This window comes from Azospirillum sp. TSO22-1 (genome assembly GCF_003116015.1).
Taxonomy (GTDB): Bacteria; Pseudomonadota; Alphaproteobacteria; order Azospirillales; family Azospirillaceae; genus Azospirillum.
This window is the reverse complement of the sequence record NZ_LGQZ01000003.1, coordinates 23134-39476: the sequence shown is the minus strand read 5'-3', so window position 1 is coordinate 39476 and position 16343 is coordinate 23134. Positions and strand designations below refer to the sequence as shown.

The window sequence follows — 16343 nt, the reverse complement described above, 5'->3', positions numbered from 1 at the left end:
CGATGACCTTTCTCCGCTCGCTCCTCTTCAACACCGCCTTCATCGTCTGGACCGCGCTGATGTGCGTCGGCCTGCTGTGGATGCTGCTGCTGCCGCGCGACCAGATGATGGCCGTGGTGCGCTGGTATCTGAGTTCCATCGCCTGGATGGAGCGCACCTTCCTCGGCCTGCGCTACGAGGTGCGCGGGCTGGAGAACCTGCCGGCCCAGGGCTCCTTCATCATCGCCGCCAAGCACCAGTCGGCGTGGGAGACGATGAAGCTGCACCTGATCTTCCACGACCCGGCGGTGATCCTGAAGCGCGAGCTGACCTGGATCCCGACCTGGGGCTGGTACGCCAAAAAGTCGCGGATGATCGCCGTCGACCGCGGCGCGCGCGGCCGGGCGCTCACGTCGATGATCGAGAACTCCAAGCCGGTGGTCGCCGAGGGCCGGCCCATCGTCATCTTCCCCCAGGGCACGCGGGTGGCTCCGGGCCGGTACGTAGGCTACCGCGTCGGCGTCGGCGTGCTGTACGACGAACTGAAGCTGCCGGTCGTGCCGGTGGCGCTCAACTCCGGCCTGTACTGGCCACGCCGCAGCTTCCTCAAGAAGCCGGGCACCATCGTGGTCGAGATCCTGCCGCCCATCGCGCCGGGCCTGACCCGCGCCCAGCTCATGCAGGAGATGGAGACCCGCCTGGAGGAGGCCACCGACCGACTCGTGATCGCCGCGGGCGGCCCCCCGACGGCGCGCCCGCGGCCGGAGCCCAAGGGCGCCATGGCTTCCACCACCTCCTGAGTAACCCTGTGGATAAAATTGTGGGCAATCGGTCCGTCAAGGGGACAGATGCGCCTGCCGCCGTCGCACCGCACGCCGTGGCCGCCGCGCCACGGCTTGCTCCCGCCACGGTCCGTCCCTACACTTGCTGGGACTGCGCACAAATATCTGGAATTTCTCGAAATTCCCTTTGATCGCCCGTCCGATGGCACGGGGGTCCGGCCGCATTGGGAGGGTCCATGTCCGGCATCGCCGCTATTTCCCAGCAGATCTGGGACATGAAGTACCGCCTCAAGACGGCGGCCGGCGAGCCTGTGGACAAAACCATAGAAGACACCTGGGCGCGCGTCGCCAAGGCGCTGGCGGCCTGCGAATCGGACCCGGCACGCTGGGAGCCGGCGTTCCATAAGGCGCTGTCCGGCTTCCAGTTCCTGCCGGCCGGCCGCATCGTCGCCGGGGCGGGCACCGGGCGTTCGGTGACGTTGTTCAACTGCTTCGTCATGGGCACCGTCCCGGACGACTTGGCCGGCATCTTCGCGCACCTGCGCGAGGCGGCGCTGACCATGCAGCAGGGCGGCGGCATCGGCTACGACTTCTCGACACTGCGTCCCAAGGGCGCGCCGGTGCGCGGGGTCGGTGCCGACGCGTCGGGACCGCTGTCCTTCATGGACGTCTGGGATTCCATGTGCCGCACCATCATGTCGGCCGGCACACGGCGCGGTGCGATGATGGCGACGCTGCGCTGCGACCACCCGGACATCGAAGCCTTCATCGAGGCCAAGCGCGAGCCCGGCCGGCTGCGCATGTTCAACCTGTCGGTGCTGGTGACCGACGCCTTCATGGAGGCGGTGGACGCCGACTGCCCCTGGCCGCTGGTGTTCGACGGTACGGTCATCCGCGAAGTGCGCGCCCGCGAGCTGTGGGACCGCATCATGCGCGCCACCTACGCCTACGCAGAGCCGGGCGTCATCTTCATCGACCGCATCAACGCGCTGAACAACCTAAGGTACGTCGAAGAGATTTCCGCGACCAACCCGTGCGGAGAACAGCCGTTGCCTCCCTACGGCGCCTGCCTGCTCGGCTCGATCAACTTGGCGAGCTTGGTGCGCGATCCGTTCGGCGAGTCGGCGCACCTCGACATTCCACGGCTGAAGACGCTGGTCGCCACCGCCGTGCGCATGATGGACAACGTGGTGGACGCCTCGCGCTTTCCGCTGCCCGAACAGCGGCACGAGGCGCAGGCCAAGCGGCGCATCGGGCTGGGCGTCACCGGGTTGGCCGACGCGCTGATCCTGTGCCGGGTGCGCTACGGCAGCCAGCAGGCGGTGGCGCTGACCGAGCACTGGCTGTCGGTGGTGCAGAACGAGGCCTACCGCGCCTCGGCCGAGCTGGCGGGGGAGAAGGGCGCCTTCCCGCTCTACGACAGGGACAAGTACCTCGCCGCCCCGATGGTGCAAGCGCTCGATCCCGACGTGCGGACGCTCATCACGACGAACGGTATCCGCAACGCGCTGCTCACGTCCATCGCGCCGACCGGCACCATCTCGCTGTTCGCTGACAACATCTCCTCGGGCATCGAGCCGGTGTTCTCCTACACCTACGAGCGCTCGGTGCTGATGCCGGACGGCACGCGCCGGACGGAGGAGGTGAGCGACCACGCCTACCGCCTGTTCCGCGAGCGCTTCGGCGCCGACGCGCCGCTGCCGGACTGGTTCGTGGACGCGCAGTCGCTGACGCCGAGCGAGCATGTGGTGATGCAGGCGGCGGCGCAGAAATACGTCGACAGCTCGATCTCCAAGACCATCAACTGCCCGGAGGATCTGCCCTTCGAGGCGTTCAAGGACGTCTACCGGCAAGCCTACGCGCTGGGCTGCAAGGGCTGCACCACCTACCGCCCGAACCCGGTGACCGGCGCGGTGCTGAGCGTGAAGAAGGAGGAGGCGAAGCCCGCCCCCCCGACGCAGGCCCCGCTCCCGGCCGACCCCGGCGGCGTCGTACACTACATGACGAAGCCGCTCGACCGGCCGGAATCGCTGCCCGGCGAGACCTACAAGGTGCGCTGGCCGGACAGCGACCACGCCATGTACATCACCATCAACGACATCGTCGAGGCCGGGCGGCGGCGGCCGTTCGAGGTGTTCATCAACTCCAAGAACATGGAGCACTACGCCTGGACGGTGGCGCTGACGCGCATGATCTCGGCGGTGTTCCGGCGCGGCGGCGACATCAGCTTCGTGGTCGAGGAGTTGAAAGCGGTGTTCGACCCGCGCGGCGGCGCTTGGATGCAGGGGCGCTACGTGCCGTCGCTGCTCGCCGCTATCGGCGACGTCATCGAAAAGCACATGAAGGCCACCGGCTTCCTGCCCGTGGACGACGAGAGACTGGACACCGGCGTCTTGCGCAAGGTGGCCGGCGGCCCGGTCCCCGGCGGCGACACGCCGCGCGCCATGCAGTGCCCGAAGTGCGGCCAACCCGGCCTGATCCGCCAGGAGGGCTGCGACCTCTGCCCGGAGTGCGGCTATTCGAAGTGCGGGTGACCTGTCGGTTTACGCATAAATTGGGAATAACACCCCATAAGCTGAGAACCGAAACCCCATAAAATGAGAATTCGGTGGGAAAGCCTGAGAGCCCGTTTGAGAACAACGGTTTGCCTGTTTTCTGACCTTGCCCGCGTGCGACGCCTCCCATAGCCGGGAGATTATGCCGCCAGCGGGCCGTGCTGGCGACGCCAAGTTTCCTCGAATGCCATGGGGCTGGTGTAGCCCAGGGTGGAATGCATCCGTTTGCGATTGTAGAAGCCCAGCCAATCGATGACCTCGTCCTTGGCCTGCCGCCGGGTTTCGAAACGCATGCCATGCAGGCGTTCGACTTTCAAGGAGCCGAACAGGGTCTCCGTCACCGCGTTATCCCAGCAGTTGCCCTTGCGGCTCATCGACCCGCGCATGGCATGGCGGCGCAGGAGTGCCTGGAAATCGGCGCTGGCGTATTGCGAGCCCTGATCGGAATGGAAGATCAGCCCCTCCGCCGGCCGGCGCCGGAACCAGGCCATGGTCAGGGCGTCGATCACCAACTGGCGGGTCATGCGCTCGCCCATCGCCCAGCCCACCACCTGTCGGCTGAACAGGTCGATGACGACGGCCAAGTACAGCCAGCCCTCCTGGGTGGCAATGCAGGTGATGTCGCCCGTCCACACCCGATCGGGCCGCTCCGGCCGGAACGCCCGGTTCAACAGGTTGTCGGACACCGGCAGGCCGTGGTTGCTGTGGGTTGTCGCCTTGAACTTCCGCTTTCCCCGCGCCCGGATGGCATGCTCGCGCATCATCCGCCGCACCCGCTCCTTGCCGACGCGCACGTGCCGCTGGCGCAACTCCCGCCAGATCCGCGGCCAGCCATAGGCGCCGCGGGTTTCGGCGTGGATCGCCTTGATGTGCGTCAGCAGGGCCACGTTACCCACTCGCCGCCGAATTGAAGACGCCGTGTCGGCCTCGCGGTGTACGTACTGGCGAAACCCGCGGGCGCTGACGCCAAGAGCCGAACACTGAGTACAAACCGGCCACTGATCACGATGCCGCTGAATAAAGGCGTACTTCACAGCGACTCCTTGGCGAAGTACGCCGCCGCTTTTTTTAGGATGTCGCGCTCCATTTTCACCCGCGCCAGTTCCGTCCGCAGACGGCTGATTTCCATCTGCTCGGCACTGACCTTCGGCGCCGCCGCCCCTTTCAAGCCGCCGCTTTCAGCAGCCTTGACCCAGTTGTGCAGCGTCTGCTCCGCCAAGCCCAGTGTCTTGGCCACCGTCGCCACCCGCTGGCCGCCGGTGACCAGTCGAACCGCCTCTTCCTTGAATTCAAGCGTGTACCGCGCCCGTGTCGCCTTCGCCATCTTGCCTCCAGTCCGTCGCCGATTTTAGCCGGCTATGGGAGGCGTCGCACGCGGGCAAGGTCAATCTGGGTGACGTCGACTGTCTTGCACTAGGTGGTGAAGGCGCGAGCGCCGGCGGGCCTGCCTGCATCACCGCCCCGGTGGCCACTCGGCATAGCGGGGCACATCCTCGCCATCCACCAACCAAGCGACATCATGCGCAGTCCAGATGTGCGCGGCTGGTCTTGCGCCAGGGTCATCGTCCAGGGTTGGGACCCGCAGAATGATATGTGGCTGCGCTAACGGGTCGGCCACGAGATGGGTGCCACACGTTGAGCAGAACCGGCGCAGCTTTCCCGGGGATGATTCATAGGCGCTGAGGTTGTCTTCTCCTGTTGTCCATCGAAAGTGCTCGCGCCGCACACGGGCTGTCGTCGCAAAGGCGGCGGCGTGTGCCTTGCGGCATGTCGTGCAATGGCAGTGCCCAATGGCCGCATCAAGGTGGTCCACCTCGTAGCGTACGGCACGGCAAAGGCAGCTTCCCCTGTGACTCATGGCTGTGCTCTCAACCATCTGTCGCAAACATGATCTGATCGAACGCACCAAGGCAAATCGACCAGCGATTCACACGACACATGCCATGCTGAGCGGTCATTCCGTCAATGCCCGGCGGGCCGATGATTGGTCATAGGAGACATGGCTCAATGCTCATCGGATTGTTTGCTCTTGATTGCGAATGTTTCGAAGCGTGCCCAAAGCCGCTCCGCTTCCTTCAGGCGGTCGGCTATTTCAGCCTTGCGGTGGGCGGCGACGACGTTGCTCAAGGCGTTTGCCGCGAACATCAGAGCCGCATAGGAATCGAACAGTGAGGCGCCTTCGACCGGGCAGTAGATGCCAAAATTGGCCGTCGCGGCCAGAGGCGACGTTTCACTGTCGCCGAGCAGCAGCACCTGGGCCGAGCGTTCACTGAAAGTTTGCGCCACGTAGAGCGTCGAGCGGACATAGCGTCGGACATCAACGACCAGCAGAATGTCGTCGGAGCCGACCTGAAGCAACCGGTCGGCCAGCAGCGACTGATCGGAGGTCAGCAGCACGACCCTGTCCAGGCAGAGGTTAAGCTGCGCGTACAGGTAGAAGGCGACGGCATGCGCCTTCTTTTCCCCGTAGATGTAGAGCGTCCCCTTCGACTGCACCAGAATCTCAGCCATACCGATGACGCGGCTTGGCTGCATGCCGGCACCGGCTTCCTGAATGCTGCGCAGGTCGCGCTCGAGGGTCTGGGCAACAAGGTCCGTCATCGACGCCGCATCGGACGCCATCGTTCCGAGACGGCCAAGCGGCGAACTCAGGCGCTGTTCGATCTGTTCGCGCACCTCACGCTGCACGTCGGCAAAGCTGTCGTAACCCAGCTTCGTAAAGAACCGCGTCGCCGTTGCGGCGCTGACGTCGCACTTCTGTGCGATCTGGGCCGCCGGCTCATAGGCGAGGCCGGCGTAGTTCATCGCAACGTAGCGGGCGAGCGCCTGCTCGCTTTCCGTCAGGTCGTCACGACGTTGGCCGATCCGCTCCAGTAGGTTCATCTCTTGGCATTCCCATGTGCATCTGTCGAGCGGCTTTCACGCACTCACCGCAATGAAAAACACATTGCACTCCTCGGCGCAACGATGTAACGTTCATTTCACATATCGACGTTGACGAAATACATAAATCTGTAACTGTGCATCACGCCCACGAAGGGAGGAAACCTTGAACTCACTGCGGTCTCTCACGTTCCTGTCGGTGTCACTGGTCGTTGCGCTCGCCGGCGCGGCCCCGGCACGGGCGCAGGACAAGGAACTGGTTGTCGTCGCGACGGGCGGCGCGTTCGAGCAATCCTTGCGCAAGCATTTCTATGAGCCGTTCGCCGAACAGACCGGCGTTCGCATCCGTCCGGTGGCAGCCAGCAACGCCGAGACCTGGACCAAGGTGAAGGCCATGCGCGAGGCGAACGCCATCGGCTGGGACATCGTCACGGCATGGCCGGAGGACTTGGTGGCGCAGGCCGACAGCCTGGCGAAGCTGGACTGCTCCAGGCTCTCGAACCTCGCCTCCCAGGCGGTGGACGGCGCCTGCACCGAACGGGGCCTTCTGCGCACGATAGGCGGCGTCAGCATCGTCTACGACGCCAACCGGTTCCCCCAGGGAGGACCGCAGAACTGGGCCGATTTCTGGGACGTGAAGCGCTTTCCCGGTCCGCGCGCGATGCCCAACGCCGGGGCGCCGTGGTGGCCGCTCATGGCGGCGCTCATGGCGGACGGGGTGCCGCGAGACAAGCTCTTCCCGCTCGACCTCGATCGCGCGTTCAGGAAGCTGGATGAATTGCGCCCGTCGATCGCCGTCTGGTGGCGCACCGGCGACCAGAGCATGCAATTGCTCCGCTCCGGCGAGGTCGTCATGTCCATGATGTGGTCGGGCAGCGGCTTCGTCCTGAAGGATCAGGGGATGCCCGTGAGCGTCGTCTGGAACGAGGCCGTACCCAACGTCGCCTACTGGTCGGTGCTCAAGGGTGGAGCGAACGAGGAGAAGGTCTACGCGTTTCTCAACTATTACCTGACCCGCCCGGAAGCCCACGTCGCCTTTGCGAACGCGTTCAAGTACGACACGTCGAACCGCAACGCGCTTGAACTCCTTAGCGCCGAGGAGCGCGCCGTCCGGGGATCGACGCCGGAAAACGTCGCAAAGATGGCCGTGATCGATGCGGCGTGGGTCGCCGTCAACCGTGCCGCGGTCATCGAACGGTGGAACCGGTGGCTCAGCAAGTGACCGATCATAGGCGCATTGACCATGAACGCTTCCTGCCCAAACGGATCCGGTCTGACTCTGTTTCAGCTGGCGACGGCTTTGACCGAGGGCGGTCTGTCGTCCGAAGCCCTCGTCTCCGGGTGTCTTGATCGCATTCACCGTGCCAATCCAATGTTGAACGCCTTCGTCGCGTTGGCCGAGAACGCCCGGTCACTGGCCCGCGATGCCGACGCCCGGCGCCGTAGCGGCTTGGCGCGTGGCCCGCTCGACGGCATTCCGCTGGCGGTCAAGGATCTGTTCGACGTGGCCGGCTTGGCGACGCACGGTGGATCAAACGCCCGTCCGCAGACGCCGGCAACTGCGTCATCCTGGCCGGTGAAGCGGCTGGAGGACGCGGGCATGATCGTCCTCGGCAAGACGGCGACGGTCGAACTGGGGTGCGGGGGCTGGGGCACCCAGAGCGCGAGCCCGATCCCGCGAAACCCCTGGAACGCTAGGGAACACTGCGTTCCCGGCGGGTCGAGCAGCGGGTCCGCGGTCGCAGTCGCTGCCGGGCTGGTGCCCTTCGCCCTGGGGTCCGACACGGGCGGGTCGGTGCGTATTCCCGCCAGTTTCTGCGGCATCGTCGGTTTCAAGCCGTCCCCGGGGCTGGTGCCGCTCGACGGGGCGATCCCCTATAGCCCGACGCACGACGCAATTGGGCTGCTCGGCCTGACGGTCGAGGATGTCCGGACCGTGTTCATGGCGCTTTGGCGCGGCGGCGGGACTCCTGGCGGATCATTACAGGGCACCGTGGGCGCGGTGCGGATTGGCGAACTCGACGACGCCGATCTGCATACGGCATCCCCGGACGTCGGCGCGCTCTACCGTGCGGCCCTGGCCAAGCTGGCGGACGCCGGACACCGGATCGGTCGGTTCCACAGCCCGGAACGCTTCGAGGCTTACTCGGTTCTGGCGGGCGATCTTGCCCTGCGGGAAGCCTACGCCGTGCATGGGGCGGCGATCGAAGCGGCGCCGAACCTATTCGGATCGGTTGTCCGCGACCGAATCCTGAGCGGTCGTGCCAAGCCACCGCATGAAGCAATGATCGAAGATCGGCGGCAGCACCAGCATCGGTTCGACGCCGCGATGCGCGGGTTCGACGTCATCGCACTTCCGACGTGCCCCGACGGGGCGATCGCCGTGTCCAAGGTGGACGAAAGCCGCCTGCCGACGGCCTTTACTCGGTTCGCCAATTACCTCGACCTCCCGGCCCTGTCGATCCCCATCGGCTTCACCGCCCAGGGCATGCCGGTGGGTCTGCAGTTCGCTGCGCGGCGCGATGACGACGCGATGCTGCTGTCGTTCGGGTCGGAGACAGAGCGCCGTCTCGACAGTCCGGTTCCAAAATACCGCGCCATGCTGTGCCACGTTGCGGCGTGACGCACGGCGGCCCGGGATTCCGCCATCACCGAAACAAGAACCCTGCCAGCCCCTCAACGGCGGCCGGCATCTCCAGGGAGGAGACCTCCATGACCGCAGCCCACGCCATCCACGAGGACTATTCCGGCCTGCAGCGCATCCGCGGCGGCACGGTGTCGGTGGAGGGCATCGTCAAACGCTACGGCAGCTTCACGGCGGTGACCGACGTCAGCCTCTCCATCGGTCGGGGCGAGTTCGTGGCGCTGCTCGGTCCTAGCGGCTCGGGCAAGACGACGCTCCTGATGATGATCGCCGGCTTCGAACACCCCGACCACGGCGCCGTGTGCATCGATGGCGTCGACGTGTCGCGCATGCCGCCGCACCGCCGCGACGTCGGTATGGTGTTCCAGAAGTACGCGCTGTTCCCGCACATGACCATTCTCGACAACGTAGCGTTCCCGCTGCGCATGCGCGGTGTCGCCGCCGGGGAACGCCGGCTCAAGGCGCTGGATGCGCTGCATGTCGTCGGGCTGGACGGCATGCACACGCGGCTGCCGTCCCAGCTCTCCGGCGGCCAGCAGCAGCGCGTGGCGCTGGCCCGCGCCATCGTCTACCGCCCGCCGGTGCTGCTCATGGACGAGCCGCTGGGGGCACTGGACAAGAAGCTGCGCGAGCGCATGCAGATCGAGATCAAACACCTCCAGGAATCGCTCGGCGCCACGGTGATCTACGTCACCCACGACCAGGAGGAGGCTCTGACCATGGCCGACCGCATCGCCGTCATGAACCACGGCCAGCTGGAGCAGGTCGGCACCCCGGCGGAGCTGTACGAGCGGCCGGCGAACCCCTTCGTCGCCAGCTTCATCGGCGAGACCAACCTGATGGACGGCGAGCTTCTGGCGGCCGCCGACGAGGACTGGGCGGTGCGGCTCGTGGATGGGACGGTGGTGCGGGGTACGCCCGCGGCGGCGGCCCGCCGCGGGGCGGCGGTGACGTCGCGCGTGCGCCTGGCGGTCCGTCCGGAGCGCATCGTGCTGGCGCCCGCGGAGGTCGGCGGCATGGCCGCCACGGTGACCGACGTGATCTACGCCGGTCCGACGCGGATCTATCTGCTGCGCTCCGGGAGCCTGCCCGAGATCACCGTGCGCGTCCCGGTGCAGAGCGACGCCCTGAAGCCCGCGCGCGGCGAGGCCGTGTCCCTGACCTGGGACTCCGCCAACGCCCTGGTCTATTGAGGGGACCGGCCATGACCGCATCGCTCAAACGGCTCGCGGCCACGCTGTGGCGGCCCGACTGGCGGGGCTTTTCCGCGCCGCTCTCCCTGCTGCTGGTCGGCCCGCTGGTGATCGGCCTGTGCGTGGCGTTCATCCTGCCCGTCGGCCGCCTGCTCGAGGTGAGCGTCTGGAATCCGGACTTCACCATAGCCGAGTTGGTCCGTATCGCCGAGACGCCGCTCTATCTGCGCATCCTCGGCCGGACCTTCCTGCTGGGCGCCGTGGTCACCATCCTGACGCTGGTGCTGGCCTATCCGGTGGCGTTCCTGATGGCCCGGCTGACCGGCTGGCGCCTCGCCCTCGCGGCGGCCTGCGTGATGGTGCCGCTGTGGACCAGCGTGCTGGTGCGCAGCTACGCCTGGATCATCATCCTGCAGCGCAACGGCCTGCTCAACTCCATGCTGAAGAGCCTCGGGCTGATCGACGCGCCGCTGCCGCTGCTCTACAACGAGCTGTCGGTCGCCATCGCCATGACCCACGTGCTGCTGCCCTACATGATCCTGCCGATCTGGGCGGCGCTGCGCACCATTCCGCGCGAGCTTCCGCTGGCCGCGCAGAGCCTCGGCGCCAACGCCGTGCGCGTCTTCCTCCTGGTGGTCTTGCCGCTGAGCCTGCCGGGCGTCGCCTCGGGCGTGCTGATGGTCTTCATCCTGTCGCTGGGCTTCTACGTCACGCCGGCGCTGGTCGGCGGACCGGAGACGCTGATGATCGCCACGCTCATCGGCCAGCAGACCACGGAGCTGCTCAACTGGCCCTTCGCCGGCGCGCTCGCCGCGCTTCTGCTCGGCATCACCCTGCTGCTCGTCGCGGTGTTCAACCGCTTCCTCGGGCTCGACAAGAAGGCCGCGTCATGACTTCGCACGCGCAATCCGCGCCGACGGCCAACGCGACCGCTCCGCGCCTGAACCTCTCGAAGCACCTCGGCAACGCGCTGTTCAAGGGCGTCTGCGGCCTGATCTTCCTGTTCCTGCTGCTGCCGACCGTCATCGTCATGCCGGCGTCCTTCAGCGCGACCCAGTACCTGTCGTTCCCGCCGTCGCAGTGGTCGCTGCGCTGGTACGTCGCGTACTTCCAGGATCCGGAGTGGATCGCCGCCACGCTGTTCAGCCTGAAGGTCGCCGGATTGACCACCGTCGCGGCGGTGGTGCTCGGCACCATGGGCGCCCTGGCGCTGATGCGGGGCCGGATGCCGCTGAAGGGCGCCATGCGCGCCGTCGTGCTGGCGCCGATGATCGTGCCGCACATCGTGATCGCCGTGGCCATGTACATGGTCTACATGAAGTGGAACCTGCTGGGCTCGCTGACCGGCTTCGTGCTCGCCCACACGGTCGTCTGCGTGCCGTTCGTGGTCATCAACGTCTCGGCCGGCCTGCAGAAGATGGACCCCAGCCTCGAGATGGCGGCGGCCAGCCTGGGGGCGAACCGGCTGCGCGCGTTCCGGCACGTCACGCTGCCGTTGCTGGGGCCGAGCATGGCCACCTCCGCGGCCTTCGCCTTCATCACCTCGCTGGACGAAGCGGTGATCTCGTACTTCCTGTCCAGCAGCACCGAGAAGACGCTGACGCGCAAGATGTTCGAGGACATCGACTTCGACCTGTCGCCGACCATCGCTGTGGTTTCCACGCTCATCATCGTCGTGTCGGTGCTGCTGATGGGCACCATCGAGGGACTGCGGGCGCGGGCGGCGCGCCGGGCCAAGGTATAGGGGCGCCCCATGGACAAGCTCATCGATCCGTTCCCGCCGCGGACGTGCGGCGGGGACGGAACCGGGAAAACGCGCCCGGCCTATGACGTGGTCGTGCGCAACGGGATGGTGGCGGACGGCAGCGGACGACCCGTCTTCGCGGCGGACGTCGCCATCGCGGCGGACCGCATCGCCGTCGTCGGAGCGCTGCCCCCGGCCTGCGGCGCGCTGGAACTGGACGCGGCCGAGCTGGTGGTGGCCCCCGGGTTCATCGACGTGCACACCCACGACGACCGGCTGGTGCTCATCCAGCCGGAGGCGGAGCCGAAGGTCACCCAGGGCGTGACGACGGTGGTCACTGGCAACTGCGGTATCAGCCTCGCCCCCGTGCTCCTCGACGACGCCGTACCGGCGCCGCTGAACCTCCTGGGCAAGGCGGCCGGCGACTTCTTCGGCACCTTCACCGCCTATCTTGCGGCAGTGGAGCGGGCGTCGCCCGCGGTGAACGTCGTGCCGCTGGTCGGGCACATGGCGCTGCGCGCGTCGGTCGGCGCCGACCCGGCGCGGGCGGCCACGGATGGCGAGGTCGCCGGCATGCAGGCGATGCTGGACGACGCGCTGCGAGCCGGAGCCTTCGGTTTCTCCACGGGCCTAGCCTATCCTTTCAGCCGCAACGCGTCGATGGCGGAAGTGGTGGCGCTCGCCTCGGTCGCCGGTCGGCACCGCGCGATCTACACCACCCACATGCGCGATGAGGGTGAGGGCGTGCTGGTGTCCCTGGAGGAGGCCTTCGCCACCGCGCGGGCCGCGGGGGTGCGGCTGGTCATCTCCCACCACAAGTGTCTTGGCGTGTCGGTGTGGGGACGCAGTGCCATGACGCTCGCGGCGATCGATGCGGCGGCGGAGTCGATGGACATCGGCCTCGACGCCTACCCCTACACCGCAAGCTCCACCGTTCTGCTGCCGGGCAAGCTCAAGCGCTCCAGCGAGACCTGGGTGACCTGGTCCAGCCCCTTTCCCGAGGCGAGCGGACGACGGGTCGAGGACGTCGCGGCGGACTGGAGCTGCACCCCGGAGGAGGCCGCGCGGCGCCTGAGCCCGGCCGGCGCGATCTACGTCAACATGGACGAGGCGGATGTCCGGCACATCATGAAGCACCGGCTGTGCATGATCGGCTCGGATGGATTGCCGCACGACCAGCACCCGCACCCGCGGCTTTGGGGCACCTTCCCGCGCGTGCTTGGTCACTACTGCCGCGAGACCGGCCTGTTCACCCTGGAAGAGGCCGTTCACCGGATGACCGGGCTGCCGGCGCGGCAGTTCGGCATCGCCGACCGCGGAGTGATCCGCGCCGGAGCCTACGCCGATCTCTGCGTCTTCGATCCGGCCACGGTGCGCGACCGCGCCGACTTCCGCAACCCCACCGAGCCGGCGGACGGCATCGTCCACGTCCTCGTCAACGGTCAGCCCGTGTTGCGGGGCGGCCGCGCGGCCGCCGTGCGTCCCGGACGGGTCATCCGCAACCCTATCACCAGCGCGGCCTGACGCGCGGAGGAGGCGATCATGAGCAAAGGCCTGAGCAACCGCGTCAGTGGCATCGCGTCCAAGCTGTTCCTTCTCTTCGGTGTCTTCGTTGCGGCGTCGTTCGCTGTGGCCGGCGTCAATCTGCGCGGCCTGGAGGCGATCGGCCGCAGCGGCGAAGCCACCGTGCAAGGCTACGAGGTGATCGTCCGGTTGCAGCAGATCCTCCAGAACGTCTCCGAGCAGGAGATGGCCGTCAGCCTTTACCTGGCCTCCACTGATTCCGCCGTTCTGGCCCCTTTCAAGGACACGCTGAAGCGTCGTTTCGACACCCTGATCGAGGAGACCAAGGCGCTCCGGCCGGCGGACCTGCCGCACCGCGACCGGCTGGAGGCCACCGCCGAGTCCCTCGCGCTGTGGCGCGAGGCGGTGCAGGGCGACATCCGGATCATGACCGCCACCGACACATCCCGCGCGGCGAGCCAGCGGATCCGCCGCTCCGTCAGCGAGACCATCGAGGCGGAGCGCGCGGCGCTCGCGTTGCAATCCCAAACGGCCGCCGACCGCTTCGCCGAGCAGCGCATCGTCATGGCCTTGGGCGCCGCTGCGTCGGTGCTGGGAGCGATCATCCTCTACGCCTTCGTCGCGTACCTGGTGTCCCGGCCGATGCTGCGCATCGCCCAGACCATGCAACACCTGTCCGGCGGCGATACGAGCGTCGACGTCCCGCACGCCGCGCGCGCCGACGAGATCGGCACCATGGCACGGTCGGTGCAGGTGTTCCGCGACGCGTTGCTGGAACGCGGGCGGCTTGCGGCCGAGGCCGCGGTGCAGGCCGACCGCACCGCGGCCGAGCAGCACAGCCTGCTGGCCGACATCTCGGACCGCCTGGAAAGCAGCGTCCACAGTGTGGTGACGGTCCTCAACGAGCGCGCGGCCCAACTCCAGACCCGATTCAGCGTCGTCTTCGAGGCCGCCGTGTGCTCCAGCCGGGAGGCGGCGAAGGTCGCCTCCCTGGCCGACGAGGCGTCGGTGCGCGTCGACGCGGTGGCGGGTGGTGCCGAGGAGCTGTCCTCGTCCATCGGCGCGGTGTCCAGCCAGGTCAGCCGCGCCGCCGACGTGGCGCGCGATGCCAACGCAAAGGCGCACCATACCAACGCCATGGTCGCGAGCCTGGAGGAGGCGGCGCAACGCATCGGCCGCATCGTCACGCTGATCAGTGAGATCGCCCATCGCACCAACCTGCTGGCGCTGAACGCCACCATCGAGGCGGCGCGGGCCGGTGAGATGGGCCGTGGCTTCGCGATCGTCGCCTCGGAGGTGAAGAATCTGGCGTCGCAGACCGGAAAGGCGACCGACGAGATCAAAGCCCAGGTCGGGGCAATGCAGAGCGCCACCGGCGGCGCCGTGGCCGCCATCCGCGAGATCGCTGAGACGATCACCGCCATGCAGCAGATCTCCACCACCATCGCGACGGCCGTCGAGCAGCAGGGCGCCGCCACGGCCGACATCGCCCGGCACGTGCAGGGGGTGGCTTTGGGCACGCGGGAGGTGTCCCAGCACATCACCGACGTCAGCGCGGCGGCAGAGACCTCTTCGGCGACGGTGCGCGAGGCGCAGGCGGTCGCCAACGAGTTCGTCACCCAGGCCAAACACCTGCACGAAGCCGTGGCGCGGTTTCTGGCGCAGCTGCGCGCCGCCTGAGCGGACGCCGACCTCTTCACGAAAGGTGCGCACATGCACGTTCTCGTTCTCGGAGCCGGGGTGACCGGCCTGACCACGGCCTATTGCCTTGCCCGCGACGGCCACACGGTGACCGTCGTCGATCGGGAGGGTGGTCCGGGGCTTGGCGCGAGCTACGCCAACGGCGGGCAGCTCAGCTACAGCTATGTGGCGCCGCTGGCCAGCCCAGGCGCGCTTCTCGACCTGCCGTTCTGGCTGCTGGACCGCACTTCACCCCTGCGCTTCCGGCCGCAGCTCGATCCGCACCAATGGCGCTGGTGCCTGCAGTTCCTGATGGCCTGCACCAGCACGCAGAGCCGACGCACCACCGAGCGCCTGCTGACGCTCGCCCTGTACAGCCGGGCGTTGATGGAGGAGTTCGTGGCCCAGACAGGGGTGGAGTTCGTCCACTCCCGCACGGGCAAGCTGGTCGTCTACTCGACCGAGAAGGGTTTTCGGGGCGGGGTCGCCCAGATGCGTTTCCAGGAGCGCCTCGGCTGCGAGCAGCGCGCCGTGGACGCCGCGGTATGCCTGGAGATTGAGCCGGCGCTGCTCCACATCCGCGACCGTCTGGTCGGGGGGATCTTCACCCCAAGTGAGCAGGCTGGCGACTGCCACCGGTTCTGCGCGGGTCTGGAATCGCTGCTGCGCACCGAGACCTACGGGGTCACCTTCGCCTACGGCCGCACGGCCAGCCGGTTCGTGTGCGACCGTCAGCGCGTGTTGGCTTTGGAAACCGACCAGGGTGTTGTCGAGGCCGACGCCTATGTGCTGGCTCTCGGCGCTGGAAGCCGGACGCTGGCTCGTACGGCGGGGCTCGGCCTGCCGATCTACCCGCTGAAGGGATACAGCCTCTCGGTCGCGGTGCGTGATCCCGCGGCGACGCCCCGCGTCAGCGTCACCGATCACGCGCGCAAGATCGTCTATGCCAGGCTCGGCGACCGGCTGCGCGTCGCCGGCATGGCCGATGTCGTCGGGTACGGACGGGAGTTGGACCAGGACCGGCTGGCCCTGCTGATCCGCGAGGCCAAGTCTGCCTTCCCCGAGGCCTCGGACTACCGGCGGGTCGAGCCATGGTGCGGCCTGCGGCCGGCGACGCCGACCAGCAAGCCTATGCTTGGGCACACGCCGATGAGCAACCTGCTCCTCAACGTCGGGCATGGCGCGCTTGGCTTCACCCTGGCCATGGGATCGGCACGGGTCATTGGCGATCTGGTCGCCGGACGGCGTCCCGCCATTCCGCTCGCCGGCTTCACGGTGACGGAAGCGCAGCCCGCCGCTGGGGCACGGCTCGCCGTAGCATCGTAGCCGCCGTCCCGCCGTGATAGGGGCGTTGTCGCC

General features: G+C 67.5%; 12 protein-coding genes. 10 read left to right on the top strand and 2 right to left on the bottom strand.

Annotated elements, in window-relative coordinates; genetic code table 11:
- The first annotated feature begins 2 nt into the window (after positions 1 to 2).
- Together TSO221_RS00840 and TSO221_RS00835 are read left to right on the top strand one after the other, a co-directional pair.
- Entirely contained in the window at positions 3 to 779 is a 777-nt protein-coding gene (locus TSO221_RS00840; protein ID WP_109116587.1) for a lysophospholipid acyltransferase family protein, read from the top strand.
- 218 nt (positions 780 to 997) lie between these two features.
- Positions 998 to 3295: an adenosylcobalamin-dependent ribonucleoside-diphosphate reductase gene (locus tag TSO221_RS00835; protein ID WP_109116586.1), complete on the top strand. Its 2298-nt coding sequence runs from the start codon at positions 998 to 1000 to the stop codon at positions 3293 to 3295.
- 161 nt (positions 3296 to 3456) lie between these two features.
- On the opposite strand, the gene TSO221_RS00830 is transcribed toward TSO221_RS00835, so the two are convergent.
- Positions 3457 to 4640, bottom strand: a protein-coding gene (locus tag TSO221_RS00830; RefSeq protein ID WP_247877860.1) for an IS3 family transposase whose coding sequence is annotated in 2 segments (ribosomal slippage) — positions 3457 to 4379 and positions 4379 to 4640 — 1185 coding nt in all. Because the reading frame shifts where the segments join, the coding sequence is not laid out codon by codon here.
- A gap of 680 nt (positions 4641 to 5320) precedes the next feature.
- The gene (locus TSO221_RS00820; protein WP_109116583.1) at positions 5321 to 6199 is read right to left on the bottom strand and encodes a MurR/RpiR family transcriptional regulator; all 879 of its coding nucleotides are present in this window, start codon (positions 6197 to 6199) and stop codon (positions 5321 to 5323) included.
- Positions 6200 to 6365: 166 nt separating this feature from the next.
- On the opposite strand from TSO221_RS00820, the gene TSO221_RS00815 reads away from it, so the two are divergent.
- The 8 genes from TSO221_RS00815 to TSO221_RS00780 all read left to right on the top strand — a co-directional run bounded on the left by TSO221_RS00815 (position 6366) and on the right by TSO221_RS00780 (position 16310).
- Positions 6366 to 7421, top strand: a complete 1056-nt coding sequence (locus TSO221_RS00815) for an ABC transporter substrate-binding protein (protein ID WP_158283959.1) — start codon at positions 6366 to 6368, stop codon at positions 7419 to 7421.
- A 21-nt stretch (positions 7422 to 7442) separates the two neighbouring features.
- A complete protein-coding gene (locus TSO221_RS00810) occupies positions 7443 to 8822 on the top strand; it encodes an amidase (RefSeq protein ID WP_109116581.1) in 1380 nt (459 codons plus the stop codon).
- Between the two features lie 89 nt (positions 8823 to 8911).
- The gene (locus TSO221_RS00805) at positions 8912 to 10036 is read left to right on the top strand and encodes an ABC transporter ATP-binding protein (RefSeq protein WP_109116580.1); all 1125 of its coding nucleotides are present in this window, start codon (positions 8912 to 8914) and stop codon (positions 10034 to 10036) included.
- Positions 10037 to 10047: 11 nt separating this feature from the next.
- Complete coding sequence (locus TSO221_RS00800; protein ID WP_109116579.1) at positions 10048 to 10929, top strand: ABC transporter permease; 882 nt, start codon at positions 10048 to 10050, stop codon at positions 10927 to 10929.
- Positions 10926 to 11780: an ABC transporter permease gene (locus tag TSO221_RS00795; protein WP_109116578.1), complete on the top strand. Its 855-nt coding sequence runs from the start codon at positions 10926 to 10928 to the stop codon at positions 11778 to 11780. Before TSO221_RS00800 ends, TSO221_RS00795 begins: the two co-directional genes overlap by 4 nt.
- 9 nt (positions 11781 to 11789) lie before the next feature.
- Entirely contained in the window at positions 11790 to 13304 is a 1515-nt protein-coding gene (locus TSO221_RS00790; protein WP_109116577.1) for a D-aminoacylase, read from the top strand.
- An 18-nt stretch (positions 13305 to 13322) separates the two neighbouring features.
- Complete coding sequence (locus TSO221_RS00785) at positions 13323 to 14984, top strand: methyl-accepting chemotaxis protein (protein WP_109116576.1); 1662 nt, start codon at positions 13323 to 13325, stop codon at positions 14982 to 14984.
- A gap of 33 nt (positions 14985 to 15017) precedes the next feature.
- Positions 15018 to 16310, top strand: coding sequence for a D-amino acid dehydrogenase (locus TSO221_RS00780; RefSeq protein WP_109116575.1), 1293 nt, complete (start codon positions 15018 to 15020; stop codon positions 16308 to 16310).
- Positions 16311 to 16343: the final 33 nt, after the last annotated feature.

What these genes read in the sequence shown, in the direction of transcription:
- TSO221_RS00790 (WP_109116577.1), top strand. Translation starts at nt 11,790, where the DNA reads ATGGACAAGCTCATCGATCCGTTCCCGCCGCGGACGTGCGGCGGGGAC.
- TSO221_RS00800 (WP_109116579.1), top strand. Translation starts at nt 10,048, where the DNA reads ATGACCGCATCGCTCAAACGGCTCGCGGCCACGCTGTGGCGGCCCGAC.
- TSO221_RS00795 (WP_109116578.1), top strand. Translation starts at nt 10,926, where the DNA reads ATGACTTCGCACGCGCAATCCGCGCCGACGGCCAACGCGACCGCTCCG.
- TSO221_RS00820 (WP_109116583.1), bottom strand. Translation starts at nt 6,199, where the DNA reads ATGAACCTACTGGAGCGGATCGGCCAACGTCGTGACGACCTGACGGAA.
- TSO221_RS00785 (WP_109116576.1), top strand. Translation starts at nt 13,323, where the DNA reads ATGAGCAAAGGCCTGAGCAACCGCGTCAGTGGCATCGCGTCCAAGCTG.
- TSO221_RS00810 (WP_109116581.1), top strand. Translation starts at nt 7,443, where the DNA reads ATGAACGCTTCCTGCCCAAACGGATCCGGTCTGACTCTGTTTCAGCTG.
- TSO221_RS00840 (WP_109116587.1), top strand. Translation starts at nt 3, where the DNA reads ATGACCTTTCTCCGCTCGCTCCTCTTCAACACCGCCTTCATCGTCTGG.
- TSO221_RS00805 (WP_109116580.1), top strand. Translation starts at nt 8,912, where the DNA reads ATGACCGCAGCCCACGCCATCCACGAGGACTATTCCGGCCTGCAGCGC.
- TSO221_RS00780 (WP_109116575.1), top strand. Translation starts at nt 15,018, where the DNA reads ATGCACGTTCTCGTTCTCGGAGCCGGGGTGACCGGCCTGACCACGGCC.
- TSO221_RS00835 (WP_109116586.1), top strand. Translation starts at nt 998, where the DNA reads ATGTCCGGCATCGCCGCTATTTCCCAGCAGATCTGGGACATGAAGTAC.